General features: G+C 67.8%; 17 protein-coding genes. 3 read left to right on the plus strand and 14 right to left on the minus strand.

Annotation, left to right across the window (positions count from 1 at the left end):
• Positions 1 to 60: 60 nt before the first annotated feature.
• The 14 genes from glgB to uraH all read right to left on the minus strand — a co-directional run bounded on the left by glgB (position 61) and on the right by uraH (position 20,259).
• On the minus strand, positions 61 to 2,286 hold the full coding sequence (gene glgB, locus ACZL02_RS11795; RefSeq protein ID WP_472939794.1) for a 1,4-alpha-glucan branching protein GlgB: 2,226 nt from the start codon (positions 2,284 to 2,286) through the stop codon (positions 61 to 63).
• Complete coding sequence (locus ACZL02_RS11800; protein WP_472939795.1) at positions 2,286 to 3,866, minus strand: putative maltokinase; 1,581 nt, start codon at positions 3,864 to 3,866, stop codon at positions 2,286 to 2,288. Before ACZL02_RS11800 ends, glgB begins: the two co-directional genes overlap by 1 nt.
• A 103-nt stretch (positions 3,867 to 3,969) precedes the next feature.
• Positions 3,970 to 6,000: an alpha-1,4-glucan--maltose-1-phosphate maltosyltransferase gene (locus ACZL02_RS11805; protein ID WP_472939796.1), complete on the minus strand. Its 2,031-nt coding sequence runs from the start codon at positions 5,998 to 6,000 to the stop codon at positions 3,970 to 3,972.
• A gap of 177 nt (positions 6,001 to 6,177) precedes the next feature.
• The gene (locus ACZL02_RS11810) at positions 6,178 to 7,026 is read right to left on the minus strand and encodes a fumarylacetoacetate hydrolase family protein (RefSeq protein ID WP_472939797.1); all 849 of its coding nucleotides are present in this window, start codon (positions 7,024 to 7,026) and stop codon (positions 6,178 to 6,180) included.
• Positions 7,027 to 7,143: 117 nt separating this feature from the next.
• Positions 7,144 to 8,553, minus strand: coding sequence for a guanine deaminase (gene guaD / locus ACZL02_RS11815; RefSeq protein WP_472939798.1), 1,410 nt, complete (start codon positions 8,551 to 8,553; stop codon positions 7,144 to 7,146).
• Positions 8,550 to 9,803 (minus strand): urate hydroxylase PuuD, encoded by a 1,254-nt coding sequence (locus ACZL02_RS11820; RefSeq protein ID WP_472939799.1) that lies wholly within the window; start codon positions 9,801 to 9,803, stop codon positions 8,550 to 8,552. Before ACZL02_RS11820 ends, guaD begins: the two co-directional genes overlap by 4 nt.
• A gap of 539 nt (positions 9,804 to 10,342) precedes the next feature.
• Entirely contained in the window at positions 10,343 to 11,446 is a 1,104-nt protein-coding gene (locus ACZL02_RS11825) for a BMP family ABC transporter substrate-binding protein (protein ID WP_472939800.1), read from the minus strand.
• Positions 11,447 to 11,523: 77 nt separating this feature from the next.
• Positions 11,524 to 12,444 (minus strand): ABC transporter permease, encoded by a 921-nt coding sequence (locus ACZL02_RS11830; RefSeq protein ID WP_472940072.1) that lies wholly within the window; start codon positions 12,442 to 12,444, stop codon positions 11,524 to 11,526.
• Positions 12,445 to 12,446: 2 nt separating this feature from the next.
• Positions 12,447 to 13,532 (minus strand): ABC transporter permease, encoded by a 1,086-nt coding sequence (locus ACZL02_RS11835; protein ID WP_472939801.1) that lies wholly within the window; start codon positions 13,530 to 13,532, stop codon positions 12,447 to 12,449.
• Complete coding sequence (locus ACZL02_RS11840) at positions 13,522 to 15,075, minus strand: ABC transporter ATP-binding protein (RefSeq protein ID WP_472939802.1); 1,554 nt, start codon at positions 15,073 to 15,075, stop codon at positions 13,522 to 13,524. Before ACZL02_RS11840 ends, ACZL02_RS11835 begins: the two co-directional genes overlap by 11 nt.
• Positions 15,059 to 15,976, minus strand: coding sequence for a xanthine dehydrogenase accessory protein XdhC (gene xdhC / locus ACZL02_RS11845; protein WP_472939803.1), 918 nt, complete (start codon positions 15,974 to 15,976; stop codon positions 15,059 to 15,061). The genes ACZL02_RS11840 and xdhC overlap by 17 nt, the downstream gene beginning before the upstream one ends.
• Positions 15,977 to 16,052: 76 nt before the next feature.
• On the minus strand, positions 16,053 to 18,458 hold the full coding sequence (gene xdhB / locus ACZL02_RS11850; protein ID WP_472939804.1) for a xanthine dehydrogenase molybdopterin binding subunit: 2,406 nt from the start codon (positions 18,456 to 18,458) through the stop codon (positions 16,053 to 16,055).
• Positions 18,458 to 19,900 (minus strand): xanthine dehydrogenase small subunit, encoded by a 1,443-nt coding sequence (gene xdhA / locus ACZL02_RS11855; protein ID WP_472939805.1) that lies wholly within the window; start codon positions 19,898 to 19,900, stop codon positions 18,458 to 18,460. Before xdhA ends, xdhB begins: the two co-directional genes overlap by 1 nt.
• 2 nt (positions 19,901 to 19,902) lie before the next feature.
• The gene (gene uraH, locus ACZL02_RS11860; RefSeq protein ID WP_472939806.1) at positions 19,903 to 20,259 is read right to left on the minus strand and encodes a hydroxyisourate hydrolase; all 357 of its coding nucleotides are present in this window, start codon (positions 20,257 to 20,259) and stop codon (positions 19,903 to 19,905) included.
• Positions 20,260 to 20,610: 351 nt separating this feature from the next.
• Between uraH and puuE the strand changes: the two genes are divergently transcribed.
• Genes puuE through ACZL02_RS11875 form a run of 3 tightly spaced genes read left to right on the plus strand, consistent with a single transcriptional unit; the run spans position 20,611 to position 23,554 of the window.
• A complete protein-coding gene (gene puuE, locus ACZL02_RS11865) occupies positions 20,611 to 22,038 on the plus strand; it encodes an allantoinase PuuE (protein ID WP_472939807.1) in 1,428 nt (475 codons plus the stop codon).
• Positions 22,035 to 23,054: an allantoicase gene (gene alc, locus ACZL02_RS11870; RefSeq protein WP_472939808.1), complete on the plus strand. Its 1,020-nt coding sequence runs from the start codon at positions 22,035 to 22,037 to the stop codon at positions 23,052 to 23,054. Before puuE ends, alc begins: the two co-directional genes overlap by 4 nt.
• Positions 23,054 to 23,554: an ureidoglycolate lyase gene (locus ACZL02_RS11875; protein WP_472939809.1), complete on the plus strand. Its 501-nt coding sequence runs from the start codon at positions 23,054 to 23,056 to the stop codon at positions 23,552 to 23,554. The genes alc and ACZL02_RS11875 overlap by 1 nt, the downstream gene beginning before the upstream one ends.
• Positions 23,555 to 23,827: the final 273 nt, after the last annotated feature.

Genomic DNA, 23,827 nt, shown 5'->3' on the forward strand with positions numbered 1-23,827 from the left:
GTCATTAAAAAGGGGCACCCTAAAGGGCGCCCCATTTTCCTCGACGATGATACGACGCCGTCAGGCCGCCGCGGAGGCCGAAACCAGCACGATGGTCGACAGCGGCGGCAAGGTCAGCGACAGCGAGTAGGGCCGGCCGTTGACCGACCATTCGTCCGCCGTCTTGGCGCCCATGTTGCCGACGTTCGAGCCGCCGTAGAGGTCGGCGTCGGTGTTCATGCGCTCGACCCACTCGCCGGCGATCGGCACGCCGATCCGATATCCATGGCGCGGCACCGGCGTGAAGTTGGAGACGATCAGCACCGGATTGCCCAGCGCATCCTTGCGCAGGAAGGCGATGACGCTCTCCTCGGCGTTCTGGGTGTCGATCCACTCGAAGCCGGCCGGATCGCAATCCAGTTCGTGCAGCGCCGGGATCTCGCGGTAGAGCGTGTTGAGGTCGCGCACCAGCCGCTGCATGCCGGCATGCGCGGGATCGTCGAGCAGGTGCCAGTCGAGCGACTGGTCGTGGTTCCACTCCTTCTGCTGGGCGAACTCGCCGCCCATGAAGATCAGCTTCTTGCCCGGATGGCTCCACATGAAGCCGAGATAGGAGCGAAGGTTCGCGAACTTCTGCCAGCGGTCGCCCGGCATCTTGTCGAGCAGCGAGCCCTTTCCGTAGACCACTTCGTCATGGCTGAGCGGCAGGATGAAGTTCTCGGAATAGGCGTAGACCATGCCGAAGGTCATGTGGTGGTGGTGGTAGCGGCGGTTGACCGGGTCTTCCTGCATGTAGTGCAAGGTGTCGTGCATCCAGCCCATGTTCCACTTGAAGTGGAAGCCAAGGCCGCCGGCATAGGTCGGCCGCGAGACGTCCGGGAAGGACGTCGATTCCTCCGCATGCGTCGTGGCATTCGGATAGTAGCCGCCGACCTTCTCGTTGGTCTCCTTCAGGAAGGCGATGGCCTCGAGGTTCTCGCGACCGCCATGGATGTTGGGCTCCCACTCGCCCTCCTTGCGGGAATAGTCGAGGTAGAGCATCGACGCGACGGCATCGACGCGCAGGCCGTCGATGTGGAAGCGGTCGAGCCAGAACAGCGCGTTGGAGACGAGGAAATTCTTGATCTCGGTCCGACCGTAGTCGTAGATCAGCGTGTTCCAGTCCTGGTGGAAGCCGCGCCGCGGATCCGGATGCTCGTACAGCGCCGTGCCGTCGAAACGCGCCAGACCGTGAATGTCGGTCGGGAAGTGTCCCGGCACCCAGTCCAGCAGCACGCCGATATCAGCCTGGTGCAGGGCGTCGACAAGGCGCGCAAATGCCTCCGGCGAGCCGTAGCGCGACGTCGTGGCGTAGAGGCCGATCGGCTGATAGCCCCAAGAGCCATAGAACGGATGCTCGGACACCGGCATCAGTTCGACGTGGGTGAAGCCCATCTCCTTGACGTAAGGCACCAGCTGCCCGGCGATCTGGTCGTAGTCCAGCATGGTGTCGCCGTCGCCGCGGCGCCAGGAGCCGAGATGCACCTCGTAGATCGACACCGGCTTGCCGGCATCCTGCCAGTCGCGCGGCTTCGACGTGAAGGCTTGGTCCTTCCAGTCGTGCTGCACCAGCCCGTCGACGATCGACGCGGTGGCCGGCGCCTCTTCCTGCAGGAAGCCCACCGGATCCTGCTTCAGCGGCAGGACCTCGCCATGCGGGCCGATGATCTCGAACTTGTAAACCTCGCCGCGGCCGATGCCGGGGATGAAGATCTCGAAGCAGCCGCACTCGTGCCGCTTGCGCATGACGTTGCGGCGGCCGTCCCAGGAGTTGAAGTTGCCGACTACCGACACGCGGCGGGCATCGGGCGCCAGGACGACAAAGCTGGTGCCGGCGATGCCGTCCATCTCGGTCGGGTGTGCGCCGAACTTCTCATACAGGCGCGAGTGCGAGCCTTCCGCGAGGAGATAGACGTCGAGTTCGCCAAGGATCGGGCCGAAACGATAGGCATCGTCCTCGAGCCATTCGTCTGCGCCATGCGTGAACTTGAAGCGATAGGTTTCGCCTTGCTTCAAACCGGCGACGTAGCCGGAGTGAAAGCCCTCGCCGAGCACGGGATCGAGCTTGCCCAGCACCTTGCCGGAGGCGTCTACGACGGCTGCCGTATCGGCGCCCGGCCGAAACGCCCGGACGATCGCGCCGCCATCGGAAAACTTCGGGCCGAGAATGGCGAACGGGTCGCCGTGCGTGCCGCGCGCGATTTCCTGCGCCTCCCACTCATTCGGGCGATGCTCGGGGGTCTTCGGGGTCGTGGCGGTGATGTTCATCACAGAACCTGTCGTTTTTCGAGAAGGGAAATGATGCCGCGCAGCGGGATCGACAGCCAAGCCGGGCGCGACGCCGCCTCGTACTTCAGTTCGTAGAACGCCTTCTGCAGGATGAAGAGATCCAGCAGCTGCGCCGATCCCTCGTCGTCCAGCGACAGGCCGGAAGCCTCGCTCCAGGCGGACAGGAAGGCGGCGCTGACCTCGTCACGCCACGCCGCCGCCATCGCCCGCCGCGTGTCGTAGGCGGGATCCGTCACCGGCACCGCCTGGTCGAGCGCCGCGAAGGCCGCGTAGTCGAACGAGCGCAGCATGCCCGCGACGTCGCGCAGCGGCGAGGACTTCTCCCGGCGTTCCTCCAGCGGCGCGCCCGGCTCGCCCTCGAAGTCGAGGATCACCACGTCGTCGCCGGAGACCAGCAGCTGGCCGAGATGGTAGTCGCCGTGGATCCGGGTTCGATGGCTGGCGATCGTGGTGCCGGCAAACCCGTCGAACCACGCAATGATGGCAGGCTCGGCCGCGAGCAGGCGGTCGATATCGGGCGCCACCTCGCCGCCGACGGAACCGCGGATCTGCCTGAGAACACCGAGTGACTCGGCCGCCCCGGCCTTGGCGCCGCCGACGAAATGGGCGAGCGCTGCGGCATCCACCGGCTCGGGATCGAAGTCCGCATCCCCCGTCACGGTGGCGAGCGCTGCGTGCATCTCGCCGGTGCGGCGGCCGACGACAGTGCCGTGACCGTCGTCGCCAGCACCGGCCGTGCCGGCGGCGAGCGACGCCGCCAGTGCCTCGGTGACCACCGTCCAGGCGTCGCCCTGGTTCTCCGCCAGCTTGAACATCGCGGCGACCGCGGCGCGCGTGCCGTCCGGCCGCACGAGTTCGATCGAGCCGAACAGCGCCGGCGTGCCGGTGAAGTCGGTGTGGTCTGTCAGGAAGCGCGTCACCTCGAGCTCCGGCTGCACGCCGTCGCGCAGCAAGCGGTAGAACTTCAGCACGCCGACGTCGCCGATGAGGATCGAGGTGTTCGACTGCTCGCCCGAGATCACCCGGATGCGCTCCGGGGCGACGGCGCGGGCGCGCTCCAGGACATCGCGGGCCAGCGGCGAGGCGATGATCTCGAGCCGGCCATTGCCGAGGTCGACATCGCGGCCATCGGCGATGAGAGCGGTGACGATGGCGGCAAAGGCCGGATCGCGGGTGCCGTCGATCAGGGAGCCCGGCCGCATGCCCTGGTCGATTGCCGTCAGGCGGTGCGGCAAGCTGGCCGCCCCGTCGTGCCCTTCGTCGAACCGCGTGCTGAGCGGCAGCAGATATCGCTGCTCGCCGGCTGCGGTGCGTGTCACCGTCTCCGTCAGGAGATGGCGGCCATCGCCCGGCGCGGGCACGCCGAGCACCTTCAGCTCGGTCACGCCCTCGCCGCGGTTGCGGCCGGAGAACCAGCGCTGCCGACCGAGAAACTCCGGCAGCAGACGGGCAATCTCCTGCTGCGCGGCCGGTGTCAGGACCGCATGCAGCGGCCCGTCGGATAAGGTCAGCGACGGTGTGGCGCTCGTATCATTGGCAGCGGAGGTCGATGAGGTCATGAAGGATCACTCTTTGATCGCCGATCCACGCCGCCGAAAGCGGCGAGGACCAGGGGACGGCGCTGAGCGCCCGGCGGGCGCAGGGAGGATGAACGCCCGATGCTCAAATGGTGATGCGCAGCGCAACGTATGGCGTCGCCGCCGGATCCAGCCACCAGTTCTGGATCTTGCCTTGCCAGTCGAACTGCTGCCCGGTCGCGAGGTTCTCGACATGCACCACACCGTCGTCCGGCAGCCCGAGTTCCCACAACGGGACCTCGAAATTGCCGCCCTGCGGGTTGTGCGGGTCGAGGTTGACGATGAAGAGCAGGAAGCTCGATCCGTCCGGTGTCCGCTTGCCGTAGTAGAGGACGTTGTCGTTCCAGAAATTATAGAAGGCGAGGTCGCGGAACGAGCGCAGCGCCGGCTCCGACTGCCGGATGCGGTTGAAGAAGGTGATGTCGTCGCGGATGTTACCCGGTGCCTTCCAGTCGAAGGCGCGGATCTCGTATTTCTCGGAGTTGAGATACTCCTCCTTGCCGAGCACCGGCAGGTACTCGCAAAGCTCGTAGCCCGAGTAGACACCGTAATTGCCGCCGAGCGTCGCCGCCAGCGCCAGCCGGATCTGGAAGCCTGGCCGGCCTGACGTCTGCAGGTAGCGCGGATTGATGTCCGGCGTGTTGACGAAGAAGTTCGGCCGCATGTACTCGACCGATTCCGTCGTGGTCAGCTCGGTCAGATACTGCTCCAGCTCCCACTTCAGGTTCCGCCAGGTGAAGTACGAATACGACTGGTTGTAGCCGACCTTGGCCAGCCGCTTCATCGGCTTCGGTCGCGTGAACGCTTCGGCGAGGAAGATCGCGCCCGGCTCGACCTTGCGCACTTCCTCGATCATCCACTCCCAGAACGGGAACGGCTTGGTGTGCGGGTTGTCGACGCGGAAGATCTTCACGCCCTTGCCGACCCAGAACAGCACGATGTCGCGCAGCTCGGTCCAGAGCGAGGGAATGGCGCCGCGGTAGAAGTGGACGTTGACGATGTCCTCGTACTTCTTCGGCGGGTTCTCGGCGAACTTGATGGTGCCGTCCGGCCGCCAGTCGAACCATTCCGGATGCTGCTTGATCCAGGGATGGTCGGGCGAGCACTGGATCGCGAAGTCGATCGCGATCTCCATGCCATGCTCGGCGGTCTTCTCGACCAGCCGCGCAAAATCCTCGAACGTGCCGAGTTCGGGGTGCAGCGCGTCATGGCCGCCCTCTTCCGAACCGATGGCATAAGGGCTGCCCGGATCGTCCGGACCGGGTGTCAGCGTGTTGTTCTTGCCCTTGCGGTTCAGCTTGCCGATCGGGTGGATCGGCGGAAAATAGAGGACGTCGAAGCCCATTTCCTGAATGTCGGGCAGGCGCGCGATCACGTCGTCGAACGTCCCATGGCGGTTGACGTCGCCAGACTGCGATCGCGGCATCAACTCGTACCAGGCGCTGAACGCCGCCCGCTCGCGGTCCACCCAGACCGGCACGTCGATCGGATAGCGCGTCAGATTGGTCCGCATGCCGGTCTCGACGAGGATGCGCACCGTCTCGGCATCCATCATCAGCGTGTACTGTGTCTCGGCGTCGCCCTTCGCTTGAAGCTGCTCCAGCTTCTGCACCAGCGACTTCAGCGCGGCACGGTCGGCCGCGCTGCCACGATCGGAGGTGGCGGCCTCGATGATCAGCTGCCGACCTTCGGTCAGCTCCAGCGTGATATCGAGACCCGCAGTCTTCTTCTTCTCCGCCTCATAGCGCCAGGTGGCGTAGAGATCGCGCCAGGCGATGACCGAATAGCGGTGCGGCCCCGGCGTCTCGAACGTGATCTCCGCTTCCCACCGGTCGTTCTCGACGAAGGTGAATTGCTTCTCGCGCAGCTCTCCACCGGCCGCCCCATACACCACCGCTGCGCCCAGCTGCTCGTGGCCGTCGCAGTAGATGTCGGCCTCGACGATCAGCGGCTCGTTCTCGACGCGCTTGACGGCAAAGCGTCCACCATCAATCTCCGGCGAGACGCCTTCGATCACCATGCGGCTGTCGGCGAGCACCTTCAGGCGGGCATCGACGGGCACCTTGGGGGCGACGATCTTCGAGGGCTTGCGGGGTGTTTCGGTGGCACTGGCCATGATGACCCTTCCGAGCTGGAATGCGATAACGCTCCGCGCGCCAAGATCACGCCATGCCGTCGGCATCCCGGTCTCTTCGCACTGCAGCGCTTTGGGGGAGAACAGCCGAGCCGCTTACGGGTTGCGCCCGTTCGCGCGCTTTCTTCGGCGCGAACGGGGCAAACGCGGCGTAAGTGTCTACTCGGCGTAGGCTTTAACCGTCTGGCGCTGTTCGCCGAGATGAGACCCGCCGAGAGTCATGATGTCGCCGGCCTTCAGCCAGACCGGCGGCTTCATGCCCATGGCGACACCGGGCGGCGTGCCGGTGGTGATGACGTCGCCGGGCTGCAGGAGGATGAACTCCGAGATGTAGGAGACGATCTTCTTGATCGGGAAGATCATCGTCGCGGTCGAGCCGGTCTGCCTGCGCTCGCCGTTGACGTCGAGCCAGAGGTCGACGGCCTGGACGTCCGGGATCTCGTCCTGCGTCACCAGCCAGGGACCAAGCGGCCCGAAGGTCGGGGCACCCTTGCCCTTCATCCACTGGCCGCCGCGCTCGGTCTGCCAGGCGCGTTCGGAAACGTCGTTGCAGAGGCAGTAGCCGGTGACGTAGTCGAGCGCGTCGGCCTCGGAGACGTTGTGCGCCTCCTCGCCGATGACGATGGCGATCTCGACCTCCCAGTCGAGCTTGGTGGAATTCTTCGGCGCGATCACGTCGTCATGCGGGCCGACGATCGAGGACGGCGCCTTGTTGAACAGGATCGGCTCGGCCGGGATCGGTGCGCCGGTCTCGGCGGCATGGTCGGCATAGTTGAGGCCGACGGCGATGAAGTTGCCGACGCGGCCGACGCAAGGTCCGAGGCGGTGCGACGGGTCGGCCTTCGGCAGACTCTTCGGGTCGAGCGCCCGGATGCGCTCCAGCCCAGCGCGCGATAGATGCGCCCCGGACAGGTCGTCGATTTCGCCAGACAGGTCGCGCAGCACGTGTTCCGCGTCGATCAGTCCCGGCTTCTCCTCGCCAGGGGCGCCAAATCGTACCAGTCGCATCGCATTCTCCTCAGCGTTTCGCTTCCGGCAGGCGCGCGGCGCCGGCCGTCGCGGGTAGAGATAGCCCGATCAGCGCATTTGTCCCGCTTTGGCCGAGAGAAAAGCCGCAGCAGCGCCCTACTGGTCGTCGGTCGCGGCGAGCGATTCAGCCGGCAGTTCGGCGGCCCGCAGCGGAAACTCGGGCCGGTCCTCCATCGGCCGGTGGGTGAAGGCCTGGCGGTCGTGTACCCGTTTGCCCGCGACGTAGGTCGCCGCCACCACGCGGTCGTCGCCCATGGTCATCAGCACGAAGAGTTCCTCGGCCAGCGACGTCACCCGCTCCATCCGCTGTTGCAGCGCCATCGTGGCGTGGCCGTCGAGCACGACGACATCGGCCTCATAACCCGGCGCCAGCCGGCCGATCCGGTCCTCCAGCCCGAGTGCCGCGGCGTTGCCGGCGGTCAGCATGTGGAAGGCCTCAAAAGCCGGCAGCGTCTGGCGCTGCAGCGCCAGCACCTTGTAGGCCTCCATCGCCGTCGTCAGCAGGGAGTAGCTGGTGCCGCCGCCGATGTCGGTGGCGAGCCCCACCTTGACACCGGCCGCCTTCATGGCGGCGAGGTCGAACAGGCCGGAGCCGAGGAAGAGGTTCGAGGTCGGGCAGAAGATCGCCGAGGCGCCGGCATCGGCCAGCGCGGTGCGCTCGCGCTCGGTCAGGTGGATGCAATGGCCGAACAGCGCCCGGTCGCGCACCAGGCCGTAGCGCTCGTAGACCTCGGTATAATCCTTCGACCAGGGGAAGAGCTCGCGCACGAAGGCGATCTCGCCGTGGTTCTCGGAGAGATGCGTCTGGATGTGCATGTCCGGATATTCGGCCGCCAGCGCCCCGGCGGTCCGCAGCTGCGCCTCGGTGGAGGTCGGCGCGAAGCGCGGCGTGATCGCGTAGGACAGCCGGCCCTGCCCGTGCCAGCGCGCTATCAGCGCCTTGGACTCCTCGTAGCCGCGCTCGGCCGTGTCGAGCAGCGCTTCGGGCGCATTGCGGTCCATCATCACCTTGCCGGCGATCAGCCGCATGCCCCGCCGCAAGGCCTCGCCGAACAGCGCGTCGACACTGGCCGGATGCGAGGTGCAGTAGACCGCCGCCGTCGTTGTGCCGCAGCGCAGCAACTCCTCGACCAGAAACACCGACGCGGCCGCGCAGAGGTCGGGATCGTGGTACCGGCTCTCCTCGGGAAAGGTGTAGTTCGCCAGCCAGTCCAGCAGTTCGGTACCGTAGGAGCCGATCACCTGCGTCTGCGGCATGTGCAGATGCGGATCGACGAAGCCGGGCATGATCAAATACGGCCGGTGATCGGTGACCGCGACATCGACCGGCAGCCGCTTCGGAATCTCGGAGGCCTCGCCGATCTCCATGATGATGCCATCCTCGAAGACGAGAAGCCCGTCCTCGATGAAGCGCACGGCCTTCGAGGAGGTCGAGGGCTCTGCGTCGAACGAGACGAGGCGTCCGCGCAGCGCGGTCTTGCGGTTCTTCAGGGGGGGCAGGCTCATCGCGTGTAGATCCCGTCGGCCGCGTCGATCCAGGCGGAGAGCCGGCGGCGCTCCTCGGGCTCGAGGCCGGTGATGTTGCCAGGCGGCATCGCATGGCTGCGCACAGCCTGCACCTCGATCAGGCCCGCATTGTGGACGATGTCGTCGGACGTCTCGAGGAGAACGTTTTTCGGCGGGTGCACCATCCCCGGCCAGAGCGGTTCACGGGCGTGGCACATCGCGCAGCGCGCCTGGACGATCGCCTCGGCCTCGGGGAAATGCGGCGACTTTGCGAGCGCGATCTGCGGATCCTTCGTCCACGCGCGGGCCGCGGGCGCCGCAGCGCTCTCCGTCGGCACCGCCCGCCAGCCGGGGAAGCCGGACAGCGTGATCACGCCGGCAAACAGCACGGCCGCCACCGCCCAGCACCACCAGAGCTTCACATGCGTCCGGTGCAGCGTGTTGAAATAATGCCGGATCACCGCGCCGATCAGCAGCACCAGCCCGGCGATCACCCAGTTCCACTCCGTGGCGAAGGCCAGCGGGTAGTGGTTCGACAGCATCAGGAAGATCACCGGCAGCGTCAGATAGTTGTTGTGCAGCGAGCGCTGCTTCGCCTGCGCCCCGAGATGGGCGGCCGGTGTGCGCCCCGCCTTCAGGTCGGCGACGACGATGGTCTGGTTCGGGATGATCAGCCGAAAGACGTTGGCGGTCATGATCGTCGCGATCATCGCCCCGGTGTGCAGCATCGCGCCGCGCCCGGAAAACACCTGCGAAAACAGGAAGGACGCGGTGACGACGTAGACGAAGAGCACCGCCAAGAGCGCCGTGTCGTTCTTCGCCAGCGGCGACTTGCAGAGCAGGTCGTAGAACACCCAGCCGGCGAGGATGCCGCCGATGCCGATCGCCGAGGCCCCCCAGACCGGCAGGTCGGCGCGCTCGGGGTCGATCAGATAGAGCTCGGCGCCGAGATAGTAGACGAGGAAGAGCAGCGCCGCGCCCGACAGCCAGGTCGCATAGCTCTCCCATTTAAACCAGGTCAGATCCTCCGGTATGTCGGCCGGCGCCACCATGTACTTCTGCACATGGTAAAACCCGCCGCCATGCACCTGCCACGCCTCACCCCCGACGCCCGGCGGCAGTTGCCGCGACTTGCGGAGCCCGAGGTCGAGCGCGATGAAGTAGAACGACGAGCCGATCCACGCCATCGCCGTCACCACGTGCAACCACCGCACCGCGAAACTCAACCATTCGTAGAGGTAGGGGGCCATGGGGCACCTTGCTGCGAGGTTTTGGGCGACAACGGGGTGGCAGGCATATCGGCCATACCCGAAGCCAAAACCACCAAACGCGTCAGAACTATTGACCATCCCACCGCTTCGTCATCCCGGGCTTGACCCGGGATCCATTCCAAACCGCTGAACAAGAACACGAGGGGTCCATTCTGAAGCGACTTGGCAGTGATGGCGGTTTGGAATGGATCCCGGCTCAAGGCCGGGATGACGAAATTGAAAAGTTGGCGAACTTGAAAAGTTGGCGAACTTGCAAGGTTGGCGAACGTGAAGAGTTGGAAGAACTCTTTGAGCCACCCACCGAACACGCTGCGCTTCCGCTCAAAGCTAGTCATCCTCGGCGCAGCGCGCCGGGGACCCATGCCGAGAGGCTGAAACCGCCCCAACGATCACCGAATCGGCCCGCCACCGCTTCGGCATGGGTCCCCGGCCTGACGGCCGAGGATGACGAAACTCAAATGTCGGCGGGGACCGGTGAGGGCGTCGGCTCTCGCCGACGACCTTAAACCATCCGTCCCTTACGACTTCACGCCTTCCACATACCAGTCCATCTTCAGCAGGTCCCCATCCGGAATGGCCGTCCCAGCCGGCACCTTCTCCGCGCCCGACTGGTCGTTGATCGGCCCGGTGAACACCTTGTACGAACCGTCCTTGGTGCCGGCGACGATCTTCTCGGCGGCGGCCTTAACGTCGGCGGGCATCTTCGGGTTGAAGGGCGACATCTCGACGAAGTCCTCCTTCATCCCGCCCCAGACGTCGCCCGGCTTCCAGGTGCCGTCGAGCACGGACTGCACCGAGCTCACGTAGTGCGGGCCCCAATGATCGACGATCGCGGTCATGTGGGCGTTCGGTGCGAAGCTCTGCATGTCCCAGGCCTGGCCGAAGGCGATGGCGCCGCGCTGCTGGGCGGCCTGCAGCGGGCCCGGCGAATCCGTGTGCTGGGTGATGACGTCGGCGCCCTGGTCCATCAGCGCCTTAGCCGCGTCCGCTTCCTTGGCGGGGTCGTACCAGGAGTTGACCCAGACGACCTGCGTCTCGAACTTCGGGTTCACCTTGCGGGCGGCGAGCGTGAAGGCGTTGATGCCCATCACCACTTCCGGGATCGGGAAGGAGGCGACGTAGCCGCCCTTGCCGCTCTTTGACATCATGCCGGCGATGGTGCCGAGCACGGCGCGGCCCTCGTAGAAGCGCGAGTTGTAGATGCCCATGTTGGGGCCGGTGGTGAAGCCGGTGGCGTGCTCGAACTTGACGTTCGGGAACTGCTTGGCGACCTTCGCGGTCGGCTGCATGAAGCCAAAAGACGTCGTGAAGATGATGTCGTTGCCGTCCTGCGCCAGCTGGCGGATGACGCGCTCGGCGTCCGGGCCTTCCGCGACGTTCTCGACGAAGCTCGTCTCGACCTTGTCGCCGAGCTTCTCGGCCAGGAACTTGCGGCCCTGGTCGTGCGCGAAGGAGTAGCCGTAGTCGCCGACCGGGCCGACATAAACGAAGGCGGCCTTCACCTTGTCCTTCTTCTCCTGCGCGGCGGCGAGGCCGCTGAAGCCGGGGACGAGGTTGAGGGCGGACAGAGCGAGCAGCGAAGCGCCGCCTGCCAGAAGCCGGCGCCGGGTGATCTCGAACATGGGACACTCCTTCTCAGTGGGATACGGAACAGATTGCGCACACCGGTCGTGTACGGAGATTGTATGCGATCGCCGGCTCACGCCGACGCCCGGAATGGCTTGCCGAGGCAGGCGGGGGCGGCCGTGCTGCCGGTGCCCCGCCCCATCGAGATCAGCGCGAGCACGACGACGGTCGCGAGATACGGCAGCGCCGACAGGAACTCCGGCGCGAGGGCCGAGAAGCCCGCGGCCTTCGCCTGCAGCTCCAGCGTGATCACCGCGCCGAAGAGGTAGGCGCCGAGCGCCAGCCGGCCCGGCCGCCACGAGGCGAAGACGACGAGCGCGATGGCGATCCAGCCGCGCCCGGCGGTCAGCCGCTCGGCCCACATCGGCGTCAGCACCAGCGAGTAGTAGCAGCCGCCGAGCCCGGCCATCGCCCCGCCGAACAGCACGGCGGCATAGCGCACTTTCAGCACCGGGTAGCCGATCGAATGCGCCGCCGTGTCGGACTCGCCGACGGCCCTGAGGATCAGCCCGGCCCGGCTGTGCTTCAGGAACCACCAGACGCCAAGCGTCAGGATCAGCGCGAGGTAGACCAGCGGCGAATGGCCGAACACGACGCGCAGCACCGGGTCGGCCGCAAGGCTCGGCGGGAAGACCAGGCCGAGCGTCGCCGTGGTGATGCCGACGAACGGCGCCCCGACCAGCGCCGAGACGCCGGTGCCGAAGATCGTCAGCGCGAGGCCCGTCGCCACCTGGTTGGCGCTGAGGCTGAGCGTCAGCACGGCGAAGACGAGCGAGGCGGCCGCCGCCGCCAGCATGGCCGCGACGCAGCCGAGCGCCGGGCTGCCGGTGGTCACCGCGACGGCGAAGCCGGTGACGGCGCCGATCAGCATCATGCCCTCGACGCCGAGGTTGAGGACGCCCGACTTCTCCGCCACCAGCTCGCCGAGCGCGGCGATGAGGATCGGCGTCGCCGCCGCGGCGACCGTCATCAGGATCGATATGATCAAGGTCAGCGTCATGCCGGCACCTTCGATGCGGTGCCCGGCTTGCCCCAGACCGGCCGGAAGCGGACGAGGATGTCGGCCGCCAGCAGGAAGAACAGCATCATCGCCTGGAACACGCCGGTCGCCGCCGCCGGCAGGCCGATCGTCGTCTGCGCGCTCTCGCCGCCAACGTAAGTCAGCGCCAGCACCAGCGCAGCCATGAGGATGCCGACGGGGTGCAGCCGGCCGAGGAAGGCGACGATGATCGCGGTGTAGCCGTAACCGGTGGGGAAGGCCGGTACCATCTGCCCGAAAGGCCCGGAGACCTCCAGCACGCCGGCAAGGCCGGCCGCGCCGCCGCCCGCGAGCATAGCCAGCCAGACGGTGCGTTTCTCGCGAAACCCGCCGAAGCGGGCGGCGTTCGGCGCGAGGCCGACGACGCGGATCTGGTAGCCGGTCAGGCTGCTCGACAGGACGAACCAGGCCGTCAGCGCGAGCGCCGCGGCGATCGGCACGCCGATATGGACAAGCGTGCCGGAAATCGCGATCGGCAGCGTCTGGTCGGCGGAGAACAGCACGGTCTGCGGGAAGTTGAACCCCATCGGGTCCTTCCACGGCCCGCGCATCAGGTAATAGAGCAGCTGGATGGCGACATAGTTCAGCATCAGGCTGGAGAGGATCTCGTTGACGCCCAGCCGGGTGCGCAGGAAGGCCGGCACCGAGGCCCAGGCCATACCGCCGAGTATGCCGGCGAGGATCATCAGCGGCAGGATCCACCCGCCGGTCATCTCGTGGGTCGCCAGCGCGACGCCGGTGGCGGCAAGACCGCCGAGCACATACTGCCCCTCGGCGCCGATGTTCCAGACATTGGCGCGAAAGCCGATGGAAAGGCCGGTCGCGATGATGGCGAGGGGCGCCGCCTTCACCAGAATGTCCTGCCAGCGGTAGGCGGACAGCAGCGGCGAGACGAAGATCGTCTTGACGGCGCCCAGCCCGTCGAAGCCGAGCAGCGTGAAGACGATGGCGCCGAGGAGGATCGTTGCGGCGACGGCGATCACCGGGGCGGCGACGACCATGCTGCGGCTCGGGGCAAGGCGCGGCTCCAGCCTAGGCAGCATGCACGGCTCCGATCACGTCGGCGGACAGTGGCGGCGGCGGCGCGTCGCTGCCGTGCACGCCGCCCATCAGCAGGCCGATCTCCTCGATCGACACGCCCTTCACGTCCATCGCCCGGCTCAGCCGGCCGCCGTTGATGACGGCGATGCGGTCGCACAACTCCAGCAGTTCGTCGAGATCCTGGCTGATCACCACGATCGCAGTGCCCTTGGCAGCAAGGTCGATCATCGCCTGGCGGATGAAGCCGGCAGCGCCTGCATCGACGCCCCAGGTCGGCTGGGAGACGACGAGCACCGCCGGCTCCTGCAGGATCTCGCGGCCCATGATGTACTTCTGGAGGTTGCCGCCCGAGAGGCTCGACGCGAAGGAGCGCGGCCCGGTGGTGCGCACGGAAAAAGCCTCGATCACCTTGGCCGCATAGGCCCGCGTCGCGCCCTGGCGCAGCAGGCCGCCGATCGACAGCCTCTTCCGGCCGCGGGCCGACAGGATGGCGTTGTCGGAGAGGCTCATGCCGGGCACCGCGGCGTGGCCGTTGCGCTCCTCCGGCACCGAGGCGAGACCGGCCTTGCGGCGGGCCTCGACGCCGAGCCGGTCGACCGGCTTGCCGTCGATGGAAATCCCGCCGCTCGACGGTTTTTCGCCCGACAGCGCCATCACCAGCTCGTTCTGGCCGTTGCCGGCGACCCCGGCGATGCCGAAAATCTCGCCGGCGCGCACGCGGAAAGAAATCTCGTGCAGCGCGGTGCCGAAAGGCGGCTCGCCCGGCGCCGAAAGGGCCTCGACGGCGAAGCGGTCCGCGCCGAACGTGCCGCCTTCTTTGTGCGACAGGTCCTTCAACGCGCCGCCGATCATCATCTCGGCCATCGAACGCGCGGTTTCCGCGCGGGGATCGCAGGTGGCGACGACCTTGCCGAAGCGCAGGATGGTCGCGCTGTCGCAGAGCGCTTTGATCTCGGCGAGCTTGTGCGAGATGTAGAGGATCGAGCAGCCCTCGCCGGCGAGCTTGCGCAGGATCGTGAACAGCTTCTCCACCTCCTGCGGCGTCAGCACCGAGGTCGGCTCGTCCATGATCAGGAGTTTCGGCTGGGTCAGGAGCGCCCTTACGATCTCGATCCGCTGGCGCTCGCCGACCGACAGCGTGTGCACGAAACGGTGCGGGTCGAGCGCGAGGTCGTAGCTCTCCAGCACCGCGCGCACCTTGGCCTCGAGCGTGGCGCGCGGCGGCGGGTCGTCCATGCCGAGCGCGATATTCTCCAGCACCGTCATCGCCTCGAACAGCGAGAAATGCTGGAACACCATGCCGATGCCGAGCTTTCGCGCCTCGCGCGGGCTGGCGATCAAGACCTCCCGGCCGTCCCACAGCACCTTGCCCTCGTCGGCCTTCTGTACGCCGTAGATGATTTTCACCAGCGTCGACTTGCCGGCCCCGTTCTCGCCGAGCAGCGCATGGATCTTGCCGGGCTCGACGGCAAACGACACGTCCTCGTTGGCGGTGACGCTCGGGAAGCGCTTGGTGATGCGGGAAAGCTCAAGACGCGCTGGCATTGCGGGCTTTCAGACGGGGGCGGGCTTTCGGCTCCGGTTCGATGCGCTCACTATTGCATTGCGATGTGCCTGTCGAAAAGCCACTGCCTAGCTTTTCCTCAGCCTTGGAGAGCAATGCCGCGATCAGCTCGGCGGCGGTCAGCGCGGCGATCACCTCCGGCCGCTTGTCGCGCACGTTTCCGCCGCCGATCGGCAAGGTCAGCGCCTCGATCAGAGCCCCCTCGCCCGCCTCCGCCAGATGCCGGCGGAACGTCTCGCGCTTCGTCGCCGAGCCGATCATGCCGACATAGGCGGCGTCTCCGCGGCGAAGCGCGGCGGCGGCGATCAGGAAGTCGAGCGCATGGTCGTGCGTCATCACCAGGAACGCCGAGCCCGGGCGCGCCGTGGCGACCTCGGCTTCCGGCAAGGCGGTGACGCGCGTTTCGCCGCCCGGCCAGTCGGCGAAGGCCTCGCGGCGGGTATCGACGCTGCACAGCTGGAACGGCAGCGGGAGGAGCGCCAGCGCCAGCGCGCGACCGGTGTGCCCGGCACCGAAGATCAGCACCGTCGGCAACTCCGCCGTGGCCGCGGTTTCCGCCGCCATCTCGGCCGCCAGCAGGCCCGCATCGAGCCGCGTCAGCGCCAGCGTCACATGCCCGCCGCAGCACTGGCCGATCGCCGGCCCGAGCGGGATCGCCAGCCGATCCTCTGCCGCGCCATCCCGCAGCATCGCCCGCGCCCGCTCGATCCCGACCATCTCCAGCGCCCCGCCGCCGACCGTTCCCGACAAAGTCTCCGCGGTAACGATCATCGCCGCCCCGGCCTCGCGCGGCGTCGAGCCCAGCGCCCGCGCAACGCGGACAAGGATCGCGGGCGTGCGGGCATCGAGGAGCGAGCGGAGGGCGGGAGAAAGCGGCGTCATCCCGGCACCGCTGCCGCGACGTGTTCGATCTCCCCCCTCGAGGGGGAGATCGGCTGATTGTCGACCGCTGCGATTTTCACTGCGCCCTCCGCACCATCTCGACGGCGGCGAGGATGCGTTCCGGCGTTGCTGGCGCGTCGAAGACCGGGAACACTTTGCCGTCGCCGGCGGCCAGCACCGCATCGGTCAGCGCCGAGAACACCGAGATGCCGAGCATCAGCGGTGGCTCGCCGACGGCTTTCGAGCGGTAGATGGTGGCGGCGCGGTTTTCGCCCTTCGCCCAGAGGGAAATCCGCAGGTCGTCCGGGCGGTCGTTCGCGGTCGGGATCTTGTAAGTGGACGGCGCGTGGGTGCGCAGGCGCCCGGCTTTGTCCCACCAGAGCTCTTCGGTGGTCAGCCAGCCCATGCCCTGGATGAAGCCGCCCTCGATCTGGCCGAGATCCAGCGCCGGGTTCAGCGAGCGGCCGACATCGTGCAGGATGTCGGCGCGCAGCAGCCGGTTCTCGCCGGTCAGCGTGTCGATCACCACTTCGGAACAGGCCGCGCCATAGGCGAAGTAGTAGAACGGCGTACCCCTCGCGCTGTCGCGGTCGTAGGTGATGCCGGGCGTTGCGTAGAAGCCGGTCGAGGACAGCGAGATGCGGGCGAGATAGGCCTCGGCGACGAGGTCGGAGAAGCGCATCTCGCGGTTGCCGATGGTCACCCGGTTCGGCGCGAAGACGACGCTCTCGACCGGCACATGATAGCGGTCCACGGCGTAGGCGATCAGCCGGTCCTTGATGGTGCGCGCGGCGGCCTGCGCCGCCATGCCGTTGAGGTCTGATCCGGAAGAGGCCGCGGTCGCCGAGGTGTTCGGCACCTTCGCCGTCGTCGTGCCGGTGATCTTCACCCGGTCGACGTCGATCTGGAACTCCTCGGCCACGACCTGCGCCACCTTGGTGAACAGCCCTTGCCCCATCTCCGTGCCACCATGGTTCAGCGCGACCGAGCCGTCCTTGTAGACATGCACCAGCGCACCGGCCTGGTTGAGATGGCTGGTGGTGAAGGAAATGCCGAATTTGACCGGCGTCAAAGCCAGACCCTTCTTGAGGATCGGGTTCTCAGCATTGAACGCCGTCACCGCCGCCCGCCGGGCGCGATAGTCCGACGACGTCTCCAGCTCGGCGACGAGTTCCCCGATCACCGAGTCGGTGACCGCCATGTGGTAGGGCGTCCTCGCCCCGGCCTCGGGCGGGTAGAAATTGCGGATGCGCACGTCGAGCGGATCGAGGCCGAGCGCGTGCGCGACATGGTCCATTGCCCGCTCGGTGCCGAGCATTCCCTGCGGCCCGCCGAAGCCGCGGAACGCGGTGTTGGAGACGGTGTGCGTCTTCAGCCGGCGCGAGCGGATGCGCGCCGCCGGCAGGACATAGGCGTTGTCGGCATGGAACATCGCGCGGTCGGCGATGGCGCCCGACAGGTCCTTGGAATAGCCACAGCGGATGAGGTGCTGGATGTCGGCGGCCGCGATCACGCCGCCCTCGGACACGCCGAATTCGTAGCGGATACGCGCCTCGTGCCGCTTGCCGGTCATCTCCATGTCGTCGTCGCGGTCGAGCCGGCATTTCGCCGGCCGCCCCGTCTTGGCCGCCACCAGCGCTGCAACCGCGGCGAACAGCGCCGGCTGGCTCTCCTTGCCGCCGAAGCCACCGCCCATGCGCCGCACCTCGACAGTCACCGCATGGTCGGAGAGGCCCAAGGCCTTCGCCACATTGTGCTGGACCTCGGAAGGGTGCTGGGTCGAGGAGCGCACCAGCATGTCGCCGTCCTCCTGCGGGATGGCGACGGCGATCTGCCCCTCGAGGTAGAAATGGTCCTGCCCGCCAATGTCCATCGACCCGGCGATCCGGTGCGCCGCGCCGGTCATTTCCGCCTCGACGTCGCCGAGCCGCATCTCGTGCGGCGGCAGGAGATCCTCGCCCGCCGCGTCGGCCAGGCGCTCGGCCTCGTCGATCGAGATCGCCGCCGCCCGCTCCTCGTAGACAATGCCGGCCAGCGCCGCAGCCGACCGTGCCGCTGCCAGCGTCTCGGCGGCCACGGCGAACAGCGACTGGCCGACATACTCCACGGTATCGACGGCAAAGATCGGGTCATCCCCGAACACCGGCGAGTAGTCGTTCTTTCCGGGAATGTCCGCCGCCGTCAGCACCGCCACGACGCCCGGCGCCGCGCGGACGGCACCGAGATCCATGGAGACGAGCCGCGCATGCGCCTTCGCCGACATCGCGATGTAGACCTGCAGCATGCCCGGCAGCTCGGGATCGTCGTCGATGTAGCGGGCGGCGCCCGAGACGTGCCGCGCGGCGCTGTCATGCGCGAGGGGCTTGGCGACGCCGCCGCGGATTTCCGCATCGGGCGCCGGCGGCAGTTCCGCGAGCACCGCCGGCGAGACGTCGCCCGCCTCGCCGCGGTCCTGGATGCGGGTTTCCGGCTCGGCGCCCATCAGGCGACGTCCAGGACGCGGGTGGCGACGCCGCCGTCGTTCTCGATAAGGAAGCGGCGCAAAAGGTTCTGCGCGACGCCCAGCCGGTAGGCGGCCGAAGCCCTGACATCGTCGAGCGGCGCGAAATCCTCGGCCAAAGCTGCCGCTGCCGCCTCGACCGCATCGGCATCGAAGGGCCGGCCGACGAGCGCGGCTTCCGCCAGCGATGCCCGCTTCGGCGTTCCCGCCATGCCGCCGAAGGCAAGCCGCGCCTCGGCAACGACCGCGCCGTCGAAGGTCAGGAGGAAGGCGGCGAGGACGGCCGAGATGTCGGAGTCGAAGCGCTTGGAAATCTTGTGGCAGAAGAAGCGCTGGTGGGCGGCGATGCCGGGCACCTCGACCGCGGCGACGAATTCGCCCGGCCGACGATCCTGCTTCCCGTAGGCGAGGAAATAATCCTCCAGCGCGAGGCCCCGCATCTCGTCGCCGCAGCGCAGGTGCAGCCGCGCGCCCAGCGCGATCAGCGCCGGCGGCAAGTCGCCGATCGGCGAGCCGTTGGCGATGTTGCCGCCGACCGTGCCGGCATTGCGGATCTGCGCTCCGGCAAAGCGGCGCAGCAGCTCGCCGAGCGCCGGATGGATCGCGGCGAGCCTTGCATGTGCCTCGCGGTGGGTGACGGCGGCGCCGATGAACAGGCTGCCGCCGGCCTCCTCGACATGGCGGAGATCCTCGACGCGCGAGACGTCGATCAGAACGGGGAAGTCGCGGTGCTGCTTGGTAACCCAGAGCCCGACATCGGTGGCGCCGGCGACCAGCACCGCGTCCGGATGCTCGGCATAGAGGTCGGCAAGCGCATCGACATTGTCGGGCGAAAGCCAGAGCCCGCCCGCGCCCGCGTAACGGAACACGTCGCCGGTCCTCAGCGCGGCGAGCTCGGTGGCGAGCGCCGCATCGGCTGCGCGCGTGTCCGGCAGCGGCGTTGCGGCAAGCCTCAGGCCGGCGTCGATGATCGGGCCATAGCCGGTGCAGCGGCAGAGATTGCCGGCGATGGTGTCCTTCACCGCCTGACGGTCCGGCATCGCCTGGTTGAGCCAGCCGGCATAGAGCTGCATGACGAAACCCGGCGTGCAGAAGCCGCACTGGCTCGCATGCGTCTCGACCATCGCGGTCTGGACCGGGTGCGGTCCGTCCCGGCCGAGATGCTCCACCGTCTCGATCGCGCGGCCCTGCAGCGAGGGCACGAACTGGATGCAGGCGTTGACCGCCCGCCGGGTGACGCCGCCCGCCCCGTCCGGCTCGACCATCAGCACGGTGCACGCTCCGCAATCGCCCTCCGCGCAACCCTCCTTGGTGCCGGTCAGGCGCTCGGTCCGGCGCAGGTGCTCGAGGATGGTCGTCGTCGGCCGGGCGCCGTCGATGCGGCGCGGCTGCCCGTTGAGGACGAAGCGGATGGGATCGGCCATCGTCAGCTGCCCCGGTAGGTCGAGTAGCCGAAAGGCGAGAGCAGCAGCGGCACATGGTAGTGGCGCGGCTCCGACATGGTAAAGCGCACGGCGATGTCGTCGTAGAACGGCGCGGCGCCCGAGGCCGGCATGGTCGCGGCGAGATAAGGACCGGCGGCGAACACGATCTCGTACTCACCGGCGATGTCGCCTTCCAGCAGCGGCGTGTCGCAGCGCCCGTCGGCATTGGTCTGGCGCGCCGTGATCTCGGTCCGCCGGCCGTCCTCGGCGATGCCGAACAGCGTCACCCCGAGCCCCGCCGCCGGGCGACCGAGGCTGGTATCGAGGACATGCGTCGTCAGCCGACCGTGTTGCACCATGCGGACCCTTCCGAATTTGACCGTCTGGTCAGTGTGCAACGGCGGCATTGGCGGCGTCCAGAGGAAAGGGGCGCTGGCAAAGTCGAAGCGCACGAAGACGTTTCAGAGAGGTCGTCATCCCGGCCTTGAGCCGGGATCCATTCCTCATACGCAGACAAACCCTCTTCGTGCCAGAACGTCGGGAAGGTCAACGGTGCCCGACCTTGTTTAGCGGTTTGGAATGGATCCCGGGTCAAGCCCGGGATGACGAATACTAGAGGTCCGCCGCACCCAGCATTTGACGACGACCCGCCGGTCGGGCCATGCAGGATAGGGCCGCCGCAACGCGGCTGCACGATCATCGGAGCCATCATGCCCACCTCTTACCCCCGTGACATGCGCGGCTACGGCCGCACCCCGCCGGACCCGCAATGGCCGGGCGGCGCCCGCATCGCCGTGCAGTTCGTGGTCAACTACGAGGAGGGCGGCGAGAATGCCGTGATCCACGGGGACAAGGCGTCCGAGGCCTTCCTGTCGGAGATCGTCGGGGCGGCGCCCTGGCCGGGGCAGCGGCACATGAACATGGAGTCCATCTACGAGTACGGCGCCCGCGCCGGCTTCTGGCGGCTGTGGCGGATGTTCACCGATCGGGCGATGCCGGTGACGGTCTACGGCGTCGCGACGGCGCTGGAGCGAAGCCCGGAGATCGTTGCGGCCATGCTCGAGGCGGACTGGGAGATCGCCTCGCACGGGCTGAAATGGATCGACTACCGCGACCATTCCATCGAGGCCGAGCGGGCCGACATGGCCGAGGCGATCGAGATCCACGCGGCCCTCACCGGCTGCCGCCCGACCGGCTGGTACACCGGCCGCTCCTCGATCCACAGCCTCGACCTCGTCGCCGAAGAGGGGGGCTTCCGCTACGCCTCCGACGCCTATGCCGACGACCTGCCCTATTGGCAGGAAACGCCCTCCGGCCCGCTGCTGGTGGTGCCCTACACGCTCGACACCAACGACATGCGCTTTGCGACGCCGCAGGGCTTCAACTCGGGCGACCAGTTCTTCGCCTACCTCAAGGATTCGTTCGACGTGCTGTACGCCGAAGGCGAGGCCGGTTCGGCCAAGATGCTGAACATCGGCCTGCACTGCCGCCTCGTCGGCCGTCCGGGGCGCGCGGCGGCGCTGGCCCGGTTCCTCGACTATGTCCAGTCGAAGCCGGACGTCTGGGTCGCCAAGCGCATCGACATCGCCGAGCACTGGCACACGCACTTCCCCTATTCCCCCGGCCTGCGCCCCAGCGCGATGGACCGCGAGGCCTTCGTAGCCCGTTTTGGCGGCGTGTTCGAGCACTCGCCCTTCGTCGCCGAACGCGCCTTCGACCGCGGCCTTTCTGCCGCGCACGACAGCGCGCCCGGCCTGACGGTGGCGATGCAGGCGGCCTTCCGCCGGTCCAGCGCCGACGAGAAGCTCGCCGTCCTCAAGGCGCATCCCGATCTCGCCGGCAGGCTGGCACAGGCGGGCGAACTGACGGCGGAATCGGCGGGCGAGCAGGCATCGGCGGGGCTCGACCGGCTGACACCCGCGGACCGCGCGCGGTTCGAACGGCTGAACGCGGACTACGTCGCCCGCTTCGGCTTCCCCTTCATCATCGCAGTCAGGCGGCGGACCACGGCGGAGATCCTCGCCGCGTTCGAGCAGCGGATCGCCAACGACCGCGACACTGAGCTTCACACGGCGGCCCGCGAAGTCGAGACGATTGCGGCCATCCGCATATCCAGCATTTTCGGAGAACAGGCATGAGCGAGCGTTTCATCACGGCACCGGAGGCCCCCGAGGCCGCCGACCTCCTGCGGCGTACCATCGACCTCGCCCATCCCCGCCTCGGCACCGAGGTGACCTACGCCACCGACGACTTCTTCGCCGACAAGAGCCGGCTGATCGAGCCGGCAGCGCCGGTGTTCTATCCCGACCGTTTCGACGACAACGGCAAATGGATGGACGGCTGGGAATCGCGCCGCAAGCGCGTGCCCGGCCACGACTTCTGCGTGGTGAAGCTCGGCCAGCGCGGCCGCATCCACGCCGTCGACATCGACACCGCGTTCTTCACCGGCAATTTCCCGCCCGAGGCGATGCTGGAGGCAGCCGACACGGTGGGCGAACCCGGCGAGGCCGACTGGACGGTGCTGGTCGACCGGCGCCCGCTCGCCGGTAACAGCCACAACGTGGTCGAGACGTCGCCCGACCGCGCCTTCACCTGGCTGCGCCTCCACATCTATCCCGATGGCGGCGTCGCGCGGCTGCGCGTCTACGGCACGATCGAGAAGGACTGGAGCACGGTCTCACCGGACGTGGTGCTGGATCTCGCCGCGCAGGAGAATGGCGGCACGGCGATCGCCTGGAACGACGCCCATTACGGCGCTCCCGCCAACATGCTGGCGCCCGGCCGCGCGCCGGTGATGAGCGACGGCTGGGAGACGGCGCGCCGCCGCCGGCCGGGCAATGACTGGTGCGTCATCAGGCTCGGCCATGCCGGCACGATCGAGCGGATCGTCTGCGACACGAAGCACTTCAAGGGCAATTTCCCCGACCGGTTCTCGCTGAAGGCGGTGCGGCTCGACGGCGATCCGTCGCCGGAGACGATCGAGGCTGTCAGCGCCGGCTGGGCGGTCCTCCTGCCGGAGACCAAGCTCGCCGCCGATGCCGTCGCCGAGTTCACGGCCCCCGCCGGCACCGGACCGGTGACGCATCTCCGGGTCGACATCTACCCCGATGGCGGCATCTCGCGGCTGCGCCTGTTCGGCCGGAAGACCTCCTAATGGCGGCCAGAATCCTCGGCGTCCTGCCGCTGACCATAGAGGCATTCGAGCCTTTCGGGCAGGTGATCGAGCCGGACAATGCCGAGGAGATCCGCCTGATCAACGGCGGCACCACGACCCGCTTCCACGACCTTGCCAAGGTCGACGTCGGCACAGAGGGCGGCAGGCCGCTGATCAACATCTTCCGCGGCAAGCCGTTCGCGCTGCCGGTGGAGATCGCCATGATGGAGCGCCACCCGCTCGGCAGCCAGGCCTTCGTGCCGCTGCACGACCGGCCGTTCCTGATCGTCGTGGCGCCCGACGAGGGAGGCCGCCCCGGCCGGCCGGTCGCCTTCGTCGCCGAGGGCGGCCAGGGCGTGAACTACGCCCGCAACACCTGGCACCACCCGCTGGTCTCGCTCGACGTGATCAGCGACTTCCTGGTCATCGACCGCGGCGGCGAGGGCGCCAACCTCGAGGAAGCGATCTACGACGCCCCGTTCCGGATCGAGGCGCTGTAGAGCGCGGCGTTCTGGCGCAAGACTCCGGTAGCCGGTCGCTCAGGGACGCAAACCCCAACGCTCGTCATCCTTGCGCACAGCGCGGGGACCCATACCGCCGCCGATTCCAACACGGCTTCATCGCAGGAAAAGGCAGCTCGCGTCGACCGGAGCAATTGCGCTCCACGCCTCGGCATGGGTCCCCGCCCTGCGGGCGAGGATGACGAATTTCAGCGAGTGGCAGCGCGTGCCGCCACGGTGCCCGGCGCTGCCTGCGGATCCGACAAGCGAGGT

Source organism: Mesocryomonas fontinalis (assembly GCF_055730125.2).

Coding starts and splice junctions, on each gene's coding strand:
- glgB (WP_472939794.1), bottom strand. CDS start 2,286: ATGAACATCACCGCCACGACCCCGAAGACCCCCGAGCATCGCCCGAAT.
- ACZL02_RS11800 (WP_472939795.1), bottom strand. CDS start 3,866: ATGACCTCATCGACCTCCGCTGCCAATGATACGAGCGCCACACCGTCG.
- ACZL02_RS11805 (WP_472939796.1), bottom strand. CDS start 6,000: ATGGCCAGTGCCACCGAAACACCCCGCAAGCCCTCGAAGATCGTCGCC.
- ACZL02_RS11810 (WP_472939797.1), bottom strand. CDS start 7,026: ATGCGACTGGTACGATTTGGCGCCCCTGGCGAGGAGAAGCCGGGACTG.
- guaD (WP_472939798.1), bottom strand. CDS start 8,553: ATGAGCCTGCCCCCCCTGAAGAACCGCAAGACCGCGCTGCGCGGACGC.
- ACZL02_RS11820 (WP_472939799.1), bottom strand. CDS start 9,803: ATGGCCCCCTACCTCTACGAATGGTTGAGTTTCGCGGTGCGGTGGTTG.
- ACZL02_RS11825 (WP_472939800.1), bottom strand. CDS start 11,446: ATGTTCGAGATCACCCGGCGCCGGCTTCTGGCAGGCGGCGCTTCGCTG.
- ACZL02_RS11835 (WP_472939801.1), bottom strand. CDS start 13,532: ATGCTGCCTAGGCTGGAGCCGCGCCTTGCCCCGAGCCGCAGCATGGTC.
- ACZL02_RS11840 (WP_472939802.1), bottom strand. CDS start 15,075: ATGCCAGCGCGTCTTGAGCTTTCCCGCATCACCAAGCGCTTCCCGAGC.
- xdhC (WP_472939803.1), bottom strand. CDS start 15,976: ATGACGCCGCTTTCTCCCGCCCTCCGCTCGCTCCTCGATGCCCGCACG.
- xdhB (WP_472939804.1), bottom strand. CDS start 18,458: ATGGGCGCCGAGCCGGAAACCCGCATCCAGGACCGCGGCGAGGCGGGC.
- xdhA (WP_472939805.1), bottom strand. CDS start 19,900: ATGGCCGATCCCATCCGCTTCGTCCTCAACGGGCAGCCGCGCCGCATC.
- uraH (WP_472939806.1), bottom strand. CDS start 20,259: ATGGTGCAACACGGTCGGCTGACGACGCATGTCCTCGATACCAGCCTC.
- puuE (WP_472939807.1), top strand. CDS start 20,611: ATGCCCACCTCTTACCCCCGTGACATGCGCGGCTACGGCCGCACCCCG.
- alc (WP_472939808.1), top strand. CDS start 22,035: ATGAGCGAGCGTTTCATCACGGCACCGGAGGCCCCCGAGGCCGCCGAC.
- ACZL02_RS11875 (WP_472939809.1), top strand. CDS start 23,054: ATGGCGGCCAGAATCCTCGGCGTCCTGCCGCTGACCATAGAGGCATTC.